Raw genomic sequence first — 13,935 nt, forward strand, 5'->3', positions numbered from 1 at the left:
TTGCGGCGAGGATTTTTACATCCTCGCCTCACTATTCCTCGCCTGTTCAATGAGCATGTCCGCCGCTGGGATCCTTGATCTGCCACACCTGGCCCTTTTGCCAAACATCCGCGCCGGGGTCTATCGGCGGCGTATCAATACCCGCCCGGGCGCGCTTTTTCGCTTCACTGTCCACGTCCATCCGGCGGTCGCGCTCGCGCACCAGCTGCGGGTCGATCTGCCCATCTGTGGTGAAACCCATCATCAACTGCGGCACGCCATAAGGTAGCTCGTTGCCCTGTTCGGTGTGCCAGGTGTGCCAGGTCTTGCCATAGGTGCTCACCAGGTTTTCCATCAACCGGGTTTCCGCCACTTGCGGGATGCCCGGGGCGATCAACTGGCCGGATTTCACTTCGTGCACATGGCTGTGCCACAGCTGTTTCTCACTGGCCGGCAAACCTTCGAATAAGCGCTGGCTGATGATGTATTCGACGCCCATCAGCTTGGCACTGGAGGTATTGCCATCGAAGATGGCGCACTGGAAGACCTCCTCGTTCAACGCCGTGCAGTAGTGATGCGCCTCCATCTGCCCGGACATCCGCCCGTTATAGAAATGAAAGCCATCGAGGTAGGTGTCCAGGGCCCGTAATGGCGGTTTGTCCTGCATGATCCGCGCTCCGGTTTCCAGCGTCGCGGTCGTCGGGGTCTTCGCAGCGCCTGGTACATCGATGGGTGAATCGCTCGTGCCGCCCGCGCAGCCGGTCAATCCAAAAACCGCTGCCCATAGCCATTTCCAGCCGCCATAAACACTTCGATCTGGCATGTCATTTCTCCTTTGCATGACTGATCATGAGAAAGACAGTGCCTGGGGCGGGTTTGATTTTCCTGGCGCCCTACCGACGAACGGCTTCCCCCATTCGACGCTGAAAATATGGAATTCCATATATTCGATTACCCACATATACTCCAGCGCAGCCCACCCCCGCGCCTATCGGAGCCGAATCGATGAAAGTCCTCTTCATGTGCACCGCCAACAGCTGTCGCAGCATTCTCAGCGAAGCGATGTTCAACCATCTGGCCCCGGCCGGGTTCGAAGCCGTCAGCGCCGGCAGCTTTCCCAAGGGTCAAGTGCTGCCGCGCAGCCTGAGCACCTTGCAGGAGGCCGGTATCGGTATCAAAGGCTTGCGCAGCAAGGGCAACGACGCTTTCGAAAGCAGCCCGCCAGACATCGTGATCACGGTGTGCGACAACGCCGCCAACGAGGCCTGCCCGGTGTATTTCGGCCCGGCGCTCAAGAGCCACTGGGGCCTGGCGGACCCGTCGGAGGTCAAAGGCAGCGATGATCAGGTCGGCCAGGCGTTTCACAACACGCTGGACCGCATCGAAGCCCGCTGCCGGGCCTTCTTCGCCCTGCCCTTCGACCAATTGGACGCCCAGGCCCTGAAAGCCGAGCTGGACCGCATCGGCACCCTCTGACCGCTCAACCGGCGCTATACGCCTGCTTCACCGTCTCGATCCAGCTTGGGTCCAGGCGCGACTGTTCGGTGTCCAGGCCCAGCGCCTGCATGTTTGCCAGGTGCGCGTCGGCTTCGCGCGCCAGTGAGCCCTGGGCGCTGGAGTTGGCGTCCAGCTGATGCATCTGGGCCAGTCCCAGGTGATAGAAGCGCAGCAGCTTCATGGCGGTGGGGTCCTGGGCCTGCACACCGGCCGTCACCTGGTGCATCACGTTGGTGATTTTCATCAGGCTGCGCTTGAGCTGCCAGCCGTATACCGCGGCGGCCATCCACGGCTGCGACCAAAAATACTGGCGCATCAGCACGGCCATCGCCAACACTGCGACAATCACCCCGCCAAGGTTGAAGCGAAAGTTATCACCTCCCGGTGTACCCAACAGCATCACGGCCAGGCTGGACAGCAGCATCGCCAGGGCCAGGAACACCACCGCGATGATCAGGGTGCTGCGGCGGGTCTGCCTGCGGTAGGTGTCGCCATCCCACGGTTTGATCTCGAACATCGCGGCGCAATTTCCTTGTACGGCATCAAAAGAGTCACGCATTATCGCCTGCCCGGTCGATTTAGCTATGCTGGGGCTCATTTTGTATGGCCGCCGACTCGCCGGGCCGGATCGAAGTCCATGGCGATAGCGCAAGGATCGTGCGATCTTTCGGCGTGGACGTTTTTTTCAAGATGCCGTCGTTGTGTGCATGGCATCGTTTTCAAGGAAAGCTGAATGACTCAAAGACATGTAATCAACGCCTCGGTAAGCCCCAAGGGCAGCCTGGAGACCTTGTCCCAGCGCGAAGTCCAGCAACTGAGCGAAGCCGGTTCCGGCAGTATCTATGCCCTCTTTCGCCAGTGCGCCCTGGCCATTCTCAATACCGGCGCCCATGTCGATAACGCCAAGACCATCCTGGAAGCCTACAAGGATTTCGAGATCCGCATTCACCAGCAGGACCGCGGCGTACGCCTGGAGCTGCTGAACGCGCCAGCCGATGCGTTCGTCGACGGCGAAATGATCGCCAGCACCCGGGAAATGCTCTTCAGTGCCCTGCGCGACATCGTCTACACCGAGAACGAACTGGACAGCCAGCGCATCGACCTCAGCTCGTCCCAGGGCATCAGCGACTACGTCTTCCACCTGCTGCGCAACGCCCGCACCCTGCGTCCTGGCGTGGAGCCGAAAATCGTTGTGTGCTGGGGCGGTCACTCGATCAACACCGAAGAATACAAATACACCAAGAAAGTCGGCCACGAATTGGGCCTGCGCAGCCTGGACATCTGCACCGGCTGCGGTCCGGGCGTGATGAAAGGCCCGATGAAAGGCGCCACCATTGCCCACGCCAAGCAGCGCATCCACGGTGGCCGTTACCTGGGCCTGACGGAGCCGGGGATCATCGCCGCCGAGGCGCCGAACCCGATCGTCAATGAGCTGGTGATCCTGCCGGACATCGAGAAACGCCTGGAAGCCTTCGTGCGCGTCGGCCACGGCATCATCATCTTCCCGGGCGGCGCCGGTACGGCGGAAGAGTTCCTGTACCTGCTGGGCATCCTGATGCACCCGGCCAACCAGGACCTGCCCTTCCCCGTCGTGCTCACCGGGCCGAAAAGCGCCGCGCCGTACCTCGACCAGTTGCATGCGTTCGTCGGTGCGACCCTGGGCGAGGCCGCGCAGAAGCACTACCAGATCATCATCGACGACCCGGCCGAAGTGGCCCGGCAGATGACCCAGGGGCTCAAGGAGGTCAAGCAGTTCCGCCGCGAGCGCAATGACGCCTTCCACTTCAACTGGCTGCTGAAGATCGACGAGGGCTTCCAGCGTCCGTTCGACCCGACTCACGCCAACATGGCCAGCCTGGGCCTGAGCCGTGACCTGCCCGCCCACGAACTGGCCGCCAACCTGCGCCGGGCGTTCTCGGGGATCGTGGCCGGTAACGTCAAGGACAAGGGCATCCGCCTGATCGAAGAGCACGGCCCTTACGAGATCCACGGCGACGCCGCCATCATGGAACCCCTCGACCGCCTGCTCCAAGCCTTCGTCGCCCAACACCGCATGAAACTGCCGGGCGGCGCGGCGTATGTGCCGTGTTATCGCGTGGTGACCTGACCACTCTGAGGACCACAGATCCAATGTGGGAGAGCTTGCTCCCACAGGGGGATTTGTGGTGGCTGCAATGCCTGTGAACGACTCAAACACTGTGGGAGCGAGCTTGCTCGCGATGGCGCCGGTACATTCAGCACTGATGCAGGCTGAACCACCGCTATCGCGAGCAAGCTCGCTCCCACAGGTGTTCTGCGGCGATCATAGAATCGAAGGCAGTCGCATCAGGCCGGCCTCATCCACCTCAATGCCTAGCCCAAGGTAATCCTTGATCTGCGGATGAAGGGTGACCACGGGGTGCGTGTGCGTTGCCGTCACCACCATCACATCGGCCCCGGCGGCCTCGCCTGCTCGAATACCGGCCTCGGCGTCTTCAAACACCAGACACTCCTGGGGCGTCACCTGCAGGCGTTCGGCCGCCAGGCGATAGCAACTGGGGTTGGGCTTGCCGTCGCTCACGTCCTCGGCAGTGACCATCACGCCGGGACGGGGGATCCCCGCCGCTTCCATACGCCGCAAGGCCAATGCCATGGGCGCTGAGGTGACGATTGCCCATCGCTCTGGCGGCAGGCTTTTCAGAAACGCCAGCGCACCGGGCACTTGCACCACCCCCTCGACGTCTTCGATTTCTTCCCGGGTAAGCTGCTCGGCCTCTGCCTGGGCATCGACCCCTGGCAGGTGCTGGCGGGTGACGGTGTCGATGGCGCGCACGCCATGGATGGTCGGCAGGAACGTCGCCACGTCCAAGCCATGGCGCAGGGCCCAGCGTGTCCAGATTCGCTCGGTGGCGGCAATGGAATTGAGCAGTGTGCCGTCCATGTCAAAGAGGAAGGCGCGGTAGGCAAGGTTGGGTGGAGGGCTGGCTGGCATCGGATCCTCGGTGGCGGCGTGATGGGTGACGGGTGACGGGTGACGGGTGACGGGTGACGGCCACTGTAACATCGCCAGGCGCCGAACCCTTGTGGGAGCGAGCTTGCTCGCGATAGCGGTGGACCAGCCTGCATCGATGCCGAGTGTGCCGACGCCATCGCGAGCAAGCTCGCTCCCACAAGGGCCGGTGGTGGATTGATTACACCAACCGCTCGATCGGCTGATGCTGCCAGACCAACTTGTAATACAGCGTCTGCAACAACAGCATGCTCAAGTAAGCCACCGGGAACGCCATCCACACCCCTTGCAACCCGAAGTGCGCGTCCAGCAGATACGCGGCCGGCACTTGCACGGCGACGATGCAGAAAATCGAGATGGCGACCGGCACCAGCACCGTGCCGCTGGCGCGCATGATGCCGCCGACGATCGCCTGGAAGCCGAACACCAGCAAGCTCCAGAGCATGATATGCAGCAAGTGTTCGGCCTGGATCCGGGCCGCCGGGTCAGTGATGAACAGCCCCAGCAGCCAGTGGGACAACAGATAACCCAGGAGCACCAGCCCACCGGTGAGCCAGAGGTTGAATGCAAGCCCCATACGCAGGATCGGCCCCAGGCGTTCCAGGCGGCCGGCACCGATGGCCTGGGCGCCGAGGATCGAGGCGGTGATGGCAATCGACAGCGCCGGAAACTGCACGTAGTTGACGATCTGCGTCACCGCGCCGTAGGCCGCCGTGGCCTGGGAGCCGTGGCGATTGACCAGGGCCAGGATCACCAACTCCGACAACGAGATCACCACCATCTGCAACCCCGTGGGCAAGCCGATGCGCAGCACCTTGCCAAGGAGGTCCCTGTCCAGGCGCATCGCCGCGAACAACGCACGGTCCGGCGCCAGGGCATGCTCGCGGCGACGCAGGCGCCACGCCAGCATCAGCATCGCCGACGTCGTCCCCGCCAGCCCCGCCCATGCCGCGCTCTGGATGCCCATCTGCGGCAACCCCAGCCAGCCACGGATCAACGCTGGCGTGAGCAGCAGCCCGACACTGGTGGACACCAGCAGCGCCAACATCGGTGACACCGTATCGCTCACCCCGCGCAGCAACTGGGTGAACAGCACGAACACCAGCAGCATCGGCAGGATCCACAGCATGACCCGGGCATAGGAAACGGCGTCCTCCAGCACATCGACCGGCGTGCCGAGCCCTTGCAACGCCTGACGCGCAAAGACACTGCCAAGCACCGCCGCCACCAGGCCAATGATCGCCCCCAGCAACAAGGTCGAACCGGCAATCGCCTTCACCGTGCCGGTTTCGCCGGCGCCGTAGGCCTGCCCGATCAACACCCCCGCCCCTGCGCCCAGGCCGATCACCAAAGCGATAAAGAAAAACACGATGGGAAACATGCCCGACACCGACGCCAATGCCTGGGTGCCGAGCATCTGGCCGATGTAGATGCTGTTGAACGTGCCGGACATGGACTGCAGGAAGTTGGACAGGACCATGGGGATCAGGAACAGGAAATAGGTTTTCCAGAGAGGCTGGGTCGGCATGGGGACTCTGATGGCAGGTTCGAAAATCCAATGCGGGGTAATTTAGCTCAATCCATGGATTCTGTTTCAGAAGATGTCCGTTTTCGTGGCGTGCCAATACCAGGCTCGCCCCACGCCCCAGCCGGAGCAAGCGCTCTCGCCCGGGGATTCCACAGGTCAGGCCATCTCGACAATTTCCCAATCTCGTCTATTCTCAGATAGCACTGTGCCATTATTTTTGTCGAAATCGGACGACTGGTCCTCAAGACCGTACCGGCTTTGCAGATAACCAGTTATTCGCAAATAACCTGTTAGCACCACTGTTCAAGGACCGAACCATGACGTCGTATTCTCACGGTCATTCCCTTTCCCAATCACAACCACGCATTCTCTGGAGTGCCGTGCTGGTGGCCGTTGTCGCGGGCATTGGCGTGCTGGCGCTCAATGGCGCGAGTGGGCAAAACATCGGTTTGAGTGTGGCGATCCTGGTCTTGGGCGTCGGTGCTGGCGTATGGGGTGCGCGTTCGCAACGCCAGCAGTTCGACAGCGCCCTCACCGCCGCCATGGCCAGCCACGACCTGCAAGGCAGCGAGCATCTGGCCCATAAAACCCACGCACAACTCAACGACGTCATCCTCGGTGCCATGCCGATCTGGGCCAAGCAGGTCGAAAGCTCCCGGCAGCAGACCGAGACTGCGATCGTCTCCCTGACCAGCCGCTTCACCGGCATTTCGTCACGCCTGGAAGACACCGTGCAAGCCTCGCAATTGGCCGCCGGTGAACTGGCCGGCAGCAGCAGTGGCGGCGCCGTGCAGGTGCTGGCCCAAAGCGAAGGTGAACTGGTCAAGGTCATCGATTCCCTGAAGGCCACCCAGGCCAGCCGCGACGAAACCCTGGCCCAGGTGCGCAACCTGACAGCCTATACCGGCGAGCTGCGGACCATGGCCGCCGACGTCGCGGCGATTGCCGCGCAGACCAACCTGCTGGCCCTCAACGCCGCCATCGAAGCCGCCCGTGCCGGCGAGGCCGGGCGTGGGTTTGCGGTGGTGGCCGACGCCGTGCGCAGCCTCTCGAGCAAGTCCAGCGAGACCGGCCAGCAGATGTCGGCCAAGGTCGACATCATCAACACCGCCATCACCCAACTGGTGCATGCCGCCTCCAGCGGCGCGGACCAGGACAGCCATTCGGTCAGTGCCTCCGAGCAAAGCATCCAGCAGGTGCTGGAGCGCTTCAAGAGTGTCACCGGCCGACTGGCCGACTCGGCCGACATGCTGCAACGGGAAAGCTTCGGCATTCGCGATGAACTCACCGAGGTACTGGTCAGCCTGCAGTTCCAGGATCGAGTCAGCCAGATCCTCAGCCACGTGCGCGACAACATAGAGGACCTGCATGTGCATCTGCAGCAGGCCAGTCAGTCGCCCGACCAGGCCGTCTCCATCGATGCCCGCCAATGGCTGGCACGCATGGAAACCACCTACGCCACCGACGAGCAACGCCGCAATCACCACGGCGACTCGAGCGCGCAACAGAGTTCACAGGAAATTACCTTCTTTTAGGAGAGCCACTCATGGCTAAAAGTGTATTGGTTGTCGACGACTCCGCGAGCGTTCGGCAGGTGGTCGGCATCGCGTTGAAAAGTGCCGGCTATGACGTGATCGAAGCCAGCGATGGCAAGGACGCGCTGGGCAAGCTCAACGGCCAGAAAGTGCATCTGATCATCAGTGACGTGAACATGCCCAACATGGACGGCATCACCTTCGTCAAGGAGGTCAAGAAGCTGGCCAGCTACAAGTTCACGCCGATCATCATGCTCACCACCGAATCCCAGGAATCGAAGAAACAGGAAGGCCAGGCCGCCGGGGCCAAGGCCTGGGTGGTCAAGCCGTTCCAGCCGGCGCAGATGCTGGCGGCGGTATCCAAGCTGATTCTTCCTTGATAGCTGGAGGCTCCAATGCCGTTGCACTACGAAACACAGGATGACACTGCCCAGGTGCACATCGACGGCGAGCTGACGATCTACACCGCGGCGGAGCTGGCCGCGCAGTGGCTGCCGCACCTGGGGGCAACGCCACGAATGGCCCTTGATCTGTCGCAGATCACCGAGATGGACGGCGCTGGCCTGCAACTGCTGCTGATGGTGCAGCGCGAGGCCTCCCGGGCCGGGACCCAACTGACCCTCACCGGCCAAAGCCAGGCCGTCACGGAGACACTTGCCCTGTGCAACCTGGTTGCCTAGGACGTCGGACACGACAAAGGAAATGAGCGTGAGCATCAATCTCGATCAGGCACAACAGACCTTCATCGTCGAGGCACGGGAACAGTTGCAGGCGATGGAAGAGTCGCTGCTGCAACTGGAAACCGACCCCGGCGACGATGACGCCATCGGCGCGATCTTCCGAGCGGCCCACACGATCAAGGGTTCGGCCGGCCTGTTTGGCCTGGAACCGATCGTCAGCTTCACCCACATCGTCGAAGACGTGCTCGACCGCCTGCGCAATGGCAGCGTCGAGGTGGACGCCGGCCTGATTGCGGTGTTGCTCAAGTCCAGCGACCACATGCTGGAACTGGTCAACGTGGCCGCCAACCAGGGCGCATCGCTGCCGCCGCCGGCCCTGCAACGGGAAGTGGAGCTGTGCCAGATCCTGCAAGAGTACCAGGCGCCCTCGCAGGCCACGGCCCCCAAGCCTGCGCAGGAAACCGAAACCCGCGAACCCGGCGAAACGCGCCTCTGGCACCTTTCCCTGCGCTTCGGCCAGGAGGTGTTTCGCAACGGCATGGACCCGCTGTCGTTCCTGCGCTACCTGCAAACCCTGGGTGAAATCGTCGACATCACCACCCTGACCGACGCCCTGCCCGCCGCCGATGCCTGGGACGCCGAGTCCTGTTACCTGGGCTTCGACATCGAGTTTCGCTCGGCCGCCAGCCACGGGGCGATCAACGAAGTGTTCGATTTCGTCCGGGAAGACTGCGAGGTCGAGATCGTTGCCCACGATGACGACATCGCGCCCCCGGCCAACACCGGCCTGGTGACCACATCACCGGAACCGGCCGAAGAAACCACCGCGTTGGTCGCCACCGGCGAGTTGCTGTCCGACCAGCGCAAGACACCGCGCATGCCCGCCCAGATCGCCACCGACAAACAAGCGGTGACCAGCGACAGCAAGGCCAAGGACGGCACCTACGTACGGGTCAACGCCGACAAGCTCGACGAGTTGATCAACCTGGTGGGCGAACTGGTCATTGCCAGCGCCGGTGCCAGCCTGCTGGCCCGCACCTGCCACAACGACCCGTTGCAGGAAGCCACCTCGTCGGTCTCCGGGCTGGTCGAAGAAATTCTCGACGGTGCCCTGCGCCTGCGCATGATCCCCATTGGCGAAACCTTCAACCGCTTCCGTCGGGTGGTGCGCGATGTCAGCCAGGAGCTGGGCAAGGACATCGACCTGATCATCAGCGGCGCGGAGACCGAGCTGGACAAGACCGTGGTGGAAAAAATCGGCGACCCGCTCATGCACCTGCTGCGCAACGCCATGGACCACGGCATCGAAACCGCCGAGGCCCGGCTGGCAGCCGGCAAACCGGTCAAGGGGCACTTGCACCTCAACGCGTATCACGACTCCGGCAGCATCGTGCTGGAAATCGCCGACGACGGCGCCGGCCTGAACCGTGACCGGATCCTGGAAAAAGCCCAGGAACGTGGCCTGGTGCAGCCAGGTGCCAGCCCCACCGACCAGGAAATCTACAACCTGATTTTCGAACCCGGCTTCTCCACAGCCCAGGCCGTGACCAACCTTTCGGGGCGTGGCGTGGGCATGGATGTGGTCAAGCGCAACATCACCCTGCTGCGCGGCACCGTGGACCTGGACAGCCAGCCCGGCAAGGGCACCGTGGTGCGCATCCGCCTGCCGCTGACCCTGGCGATCATCAATGGCTTCCTGGTGAGCATCGGTCAGTCGACCTATGTGATACCGCTGGACATGGTCCAGGAATGCATCGAGCTGAGCGAAGACGATGGGCTCGCCAGCCGCGAGCAAGGCTACCTCGACCTGCGCGGCGAGGTGCTGCCCCTGGTCTACCTGCGCGATCACTTCAGCCACGAAGGCCCGGCCGCGCGTCGGCAGAACGTGGTGGTGGTGCGCTACGCCGAACTCAAGGCCGGGTTGGTGGTGGATGACTTGCTGGGTGAATTCCAGACCGTGATCAAACCGCTGGGCAAGCTGTTTGGTGCCCTTCGCGGCATCAGTGGCTCGACCATCCTGGGCAGTGGCGCCGTGGCGTTGATTCTCGACGTACCGGCGCTGCTCACTCAGATCGCCCAGACAGAAAACCGCTACACCCCGACTCAATTACAACAAGCCAACGCTCGCTGACGCTTTAGCAATTCCATGGAGAGGTACTTCCCAATGAAATGGTTCTACGATCTTAGAATCGCCACCAAACTGATCACTTCATTTCTTGTGGTGCTGGCCCTGACCGCCGTCATGGGGGTGTTCGCGATCATCCAACTGGGCGAGGTGAACAGCACCACCGTCGAGATCCGGGAAAACTGGATGCCGTCCATGCGCGCGGCCTCGGGCATGCGTTTCTACGGGGCAAACTATCGCCTCAAGGAAAACCGCCACATTACCGCCGATTCCGAACAGGAACGCCTCGCCGTCGAACAAGAAGCGGAAGAAGCCAGGAAGGGTTTTGAAACCCGCATGGCGACCTATGAAAAACTGCTCTCCAACGCGGAAGATCGCCAGCTGTTCGAAACCACCCGCAATGACTGGGCCGCTTACCTCGCCGTCAGCAAGGACCTGCTTGCGCTGTCTCGGCAAAACCTGACCGAGCAAGCCCATGCCCTGCTCAAGGGCGAATCCAAGCGTCAATTCGATCTAGTGGTCAACGACCTGCAAAAACTGGTGGAACTCAATGACGTCGGCGCTGGCGCCGCCAGCGAGCGTGGCGCAGCGCTGTTTGAAAAATCGCGCCTGTCGATCATCGTCGCGCTGATTGCCGCCCTGCTGGTAGGCCTGGGCCTGGCGCTGTTCATCTCGCGCATCATCTCCCGCCCCTTGAAACAGGCCGCGACCGTCGCAGAGCAATTGGCCGAAGGCAACCTGAACGCAAAAATCGAAGGCGGCTCCAAGGACGAAACCGGCATGGTGCTCAACGCCATGCAGAACATGATCGGCAAGCTCTCGCACATCATTGGCGAAGTGCGTAACGCTGCGGACAACCTGGCCAGTGCTTCCGAAGAAGTCAGCGCCACCGCGCAATCGATGAGCCAGGCCACCAGCGAGCAGGCGGCCAGTGTCGAGGAAACCAGTGCGTCCATCGAGCAGATGAGTGCCAGCATCAACCAGAACACCGAGAACGCCAAGGTCACCGATGGCATGGCCAGCAAAGCCGCCAAGGAAGCCACCGACGGCGGCGAATCGGTGCAGCAGACCGTGGTGGCGATGAAGAAAATCGCCCAGCGCATCAGCATCATCGACGACATCGCCTACCAGACCAACCTGCTGGCGCTCAACGCCGCCATCGAGGCAGCCCGCGCCGGTGAACACGGCAAAGGCTTCGCCGTGGTCGCCGCCGAGGTGCGCAAGCTGGCCGAGCGCAGCCAGGTGGCTGCCCAGGAAATCGGCGAGCTATCTTCCAGCAGCGTCGATATGGCGGAAAAAGCTGGGAACCTGCTCAACGAGATGGTCCCCTCGATCAACAAGACCTCGGACCTGGTGCAGGAAATCAGCGCCGCCTCTGAAGAACAGGCCGCCGGTGTGGCGCAAATCAACACCGCCATGACCCAGCTCAACCAGGTGACCCAACAGAACGCCTCCAGCAGCGAAGAGCTGGCCGCCACCGCCGAGGAAATGAGCAGCCAGGCCGAACAGCTGCAACAGGCCATGAGCTTCTTCACCCTGGACACGCCGCCCAAGTCTGCTGTGCAAGTTGCCAGGGTCGATAACACCCCAGGCTCCTCCGGCCGCAAACCGACGCGGGCACCGGCACCGATCATGCCCAAGGCGTTTGCCTACAACATGGCCAGCGCCCCGGACGAATCGGAATTCACCCGGTTCTGATGGCCCGGTTCCACAGGCTTGCTTAAAGGAGAAAAAGCAATGGGCGCCATCGCGACCACACGTCAAACCGCCATCGCGGTCGAGGAAGAAGCGCAATACCTGACGTTCATGCTCGGCACGGAGATGTTTGCCATCGGCATCCTGTGCATCAAGGAAATCATCGAATACGGCAACCTGACCGTGGTGCCGATGATGCCGACCTTCGTGCGCGGGGTGATCAACCTGCGCGGTGCCGTCGTGCCGGTCGTCGACCTGTCGGCCCGTTTCGGCCGGCCGAATTCGGCGATCAGCCGGCGCTCGTGCGTGGTGATCATCGAGGCGTCGAGCGCCGACGGCCAGGCCCAGGACATTGGCCTGCTGGTGGACACGGTGTCGGCGGTGCTGGAAATCCCGGCCTCGCAGATCGAGCCGCCACCGAGCTTCGGCGCGAAGATCCGGGCCGATTTCATCAGTGGCATGGCCAAGGTCGATGGCAAGTTCGTCATCGTGCTGGAGGTGGACCGCGTGTTGTCCATCGACGAAATGTCCCAACTCGCCGAAACCAGCCCGAACGCGCTGGAAGTGGATGCCCCGTGAACGCCGATAGCTGCAAGGAACGCACGGCGAGCGCGCTGGCGCTCAGTGACCGAGAGTTCGGCCAGTTCCAGTCCTGGCTGTACCAGGCCGCCGGTATCAACCTGTCCGAGGCCAAGAAAGCCCTGGTGGCCGGGCGTCTGTTCAAGCGCCTCAAGCACTATGGGCTGGACAGCTACGGCGAGTATTTCAAGCTGATCATGAACGGCCAGCGCACCGATGAATTACAAGTGGCGCTGGACCTGCTGACGACCAACGAGACCTACTTTTTCCGCGAGCCCAAACATTTCGACTTCCTGCGCCAACACGTACTGCCCCACGCAACGCCGGGCAAGACCTTCCGCCTGTGGAGCGCGGCCAGCTCTTCCGGGGAAGAACCCTATAGCCTGGCCATGACCCTGGCCGAAGGGCTGGGCACCACACCCTGGGAAGTGATCGGTTCGGACATCAGCAGCCAGGTGCTGGCCAAGGCACGCTCCGGGCATTACCCGATGGAACGCGCCCGCACCCTGCCCCAGCCGCTGCTGGTGAAATATTGCCTCAAGGGCACCGGCAGCCAACAAGGCACGTTCCTCATCGACCGGGCGTTGCGCAACCGGGTCAACTTCATCCAGGTCAACCTCAACGACACCCTGCCGGAGCTGGGGGAGTTCGATGTGATCTTCCTGCGCAACGTCATGATCTATTTCGACCAACCCACCAAAAGCAAAGTGGTCGCTCGCTTGATCCCCCGACTCAAGCCCGGCGGGTATTTCATCGTCAGCCACTCGGAGAGTCTCAACGGTGTATCCGATGCGTTGAAACTGGTGGCGCCCTCGATTTACCGCAAACCATGAACGCCGCCATCAGAGCAGTAGCCGAGGAGTACCTGGCGCCAGGGGAGTTTCGCTTCGCCACTTGCCCGACCCGCCTGCGCACGATCCTTGGCTCTTGCGTGGCGATCACGCTGTGGCACCCCGAACGCAGGATCGGCGCCATGTGCCACTTCATGCTGCCCAGTCGAGTGCGCTGCTCCACCGCACTGAACGGCCTCTATGCCGACGAAGCCATCGAACTGTTCATCCGTCAGGCCCGGGCGCACCACACCGACCCCGAGGACTACCAACTCAAGCTGTTCGGCGGCGGGGAGATGTTCCCCGAGCTGCAACGCCATGTGCCCTACGGCGATGTGGCGCGACTGAACGTCAACGCCGCGCTGGAAATGGCCGCCCTCTATCGCCTCGACCTGATCGCCCAGGACATGGGCAGCACCGGCCACCGCAGCATCATCTTCGACCTGTGCAGTGGCGATGTGTGGGTCAGGCACCAACCCATAAGGACCCGGCACTGAC

At 62.4% G+C, this 13,935-nt stretch carries 13 protein-coding genes and 1 pseudogene; 10 read left to right on the forward strand and 4 right to left on the reverse strand.

The features are described 5' to 3' along the window. Positions 1-46 precede the first annotated feature (46 nt). A complete protein-coding gene (locus tag AB7M32_RS22070) occupies positions 47-802 on the reverse strand; it encodes an OBAP family protein (RefSeq protein ID WP_454251358.1) in 756 nt (251 codons plus the stop codon). Positions 803-984: 182 nt separating this feature from the next. Between AB7M32_RS22070 and AB7M32_RS22075 the strand changes: the two genes are divergently transcribed. After that, positions 985-1,455: an arsenate reductase ArsC gene (locus AB7M32_RS22075; protein ID WP_454251359.1), complete on the forward strand. Its 471-nt coding sequence runs from the start codon at positions 985-987 to the stop codon at positions 1,453-1,455. A 4-nt stretch (positions 1,456-1,459) separates the two neighbouring features. On the opposite strand, the gene AB7M32_RS22080 is transcribed toward AB7M32_RS22075, so the two are convergent. Then, a complete protein-coding gene (locus tag AB7M32_RS22080; RefSeq protein ID WP_072406632.1) occupies positions 1,460-1,993 on the reverse strand; it encodes a DUF3087 family protein in 534 nt (177 codons plus the stop codon). 216 nt (positions 1,994-2,209) lie between these two features. On the opposite strand from AB7M32_RS22080, the gene ppnN reads away from it, so the two are divergent. Then, positions 2,210-3,583 carry a nucleotide 5'-monophosphate nucleosidase PpnN gene (ppnN, locus tag AB7M32_RS22085; protein ID WP_072406633.1) on the forward strand — a complete coding sequence of 458 codons (1,374 nt, stop codon included), beginning with the start codon at positions 2,210-2,212 and terminating at the stop codon, positions 3,581-3,583. Between the two features lie 195 nt (positions 3,584-3,778). On the opposite strand, the gene AB7M32_RS22090 is transcribed toward ppnN, so the two are convergent. Together AB7M32_RS22090 and AB7M32_RS22095 are read right to left on the reverse strand one after the other, a co-directional pair. Next, positions 3,779-4,447 carry an HAD family hydrolase gene (locus AB7M32_RS22090; RefSeq protein WP_454251360.1) on the reverse strand — a complete coding sequence of 223 codons (669 nt, stop codon included), beginning with the start codon at positions 4,445-4,447 and terminating at the stop codon, positions 3,779-3,781. A 199-nt stretch (positions 4,448-4,646) separates the two neighbouring features. Beyond that, on the reverse strand, positions 4,647-5,993 hold the full coding sequence (locus tag AB7M32_RS22095) for an MATE family efflux transporter (RefSeq protein WP_454251361.1): 1,347 nt from the start codon (positions 5,991-5,993) through the stop codon (positions 4,647-4,649). Between the two features lie 590 nt (positions 5,994-6,583). On the opposite strand from AB7M32_RS22095, the pseudogene AB7M32_RS22100 reads away from it, so the two are divergent. The 8 genes and pseudogenes from AB7M32_RS22100 to cheD all read left to right on the forward strand — a co-directional run. After that, positions 6,584-7,528: pseudogene (locus AB7M32_RS22100) on the forward strand (methyl-accepting chemotaxis protein); the annotation flags it as partial. A gap of 11 nt (positions 7,529-7,539) precedes the next feature. Continuing rightward, complete coding sequence (locus AB7M32_RS22105) at positions 7,540-7,908, forward strand: response regulator (protein ID WP_003203044.1); 369 nt, start codon at positions 7,540-7,542, stop codon at positions 7,906-7,908. 15 nt (positions 7,909-7,923) lie between these two features. Then, positions 7,924-8,208, forward strand: a complete 285-nt coding sequence (locus AB7M32_RS22110) for an STAS domain-containing protein (protein WP_106270002.1) — start codon at positions 7,924-7,926, stop codon at positions 8,206-8,208. A gap of 28 nt (positions 8,209-8,236) precedes the next feature. Next, the gene (locus AB7M32_RS22115; protein WP_454251362.1) at positions 8,237-10,339 is read left to right on the forward strand and encodes a chemotaxis protein CheA; all 2,103 of its coding nucleotides are present in this window, start codon (positions 8,237-8,239) and stop codon (positions 10,337-10,339) included. 33 nt (positions 10,340-10,372) lie between these two features. Further along, positions 10,373-12,031 (forward strand): methyl-accepting chemotaxis protein, encoded by a 1,659-nt coding sequence (locus AB7M32_RS22120; protein WP_454251363.1) that lies wholly within the window; start codon positions 10,373-10,375, stop codon positions 12,029-12,031. 39 nt (positions 12,032-12,070) lie between these two features. Further along, positions 12,071-12,607, forward strand: coding sequence for a chemotaxis protein CheW (locus AB7M32_RS22125; RefSeq protein WP_092328091.1), 537 nt, complete (start codon positions 12,071-12,073; stop codon positions 12,605-12,607). Further along, positions 12,604-13,440: a CheR family methyltransferase gene (locus tag AB7M32_RS22130; RefSeq protein WP_454251364.1), complete on the forward strand. Its 837-nt coding sequence runs from the start codon at positions 12,604-12,606 to the stop codon at positions 13,438-13,440. The genes AB7M32_RS22125 and AB7M32_RS22130 overlap by 4 nt, the downstream gene beginning before the upstream one ends. Continuing rightward, entirely contained in the window at positions 13,437-13,934 is a 498-nt protein-coding gene (gene cheD / locus AB7M32_RS22135; RefSeq protein ID WP_092441531.1) for a chemoreceptor glutamine deamidase CheD, read from the forward strand. Before AB7M32_RS22130 ends, cheD begins: the two co-directional genes overlap by 4 nt. The last annotated feature ends 1 nt before the right edge of the window (position 13,935 follow it).

The organism is Pseudomonas sp. R151218B TE3479 (assembly GCF_053629195.1).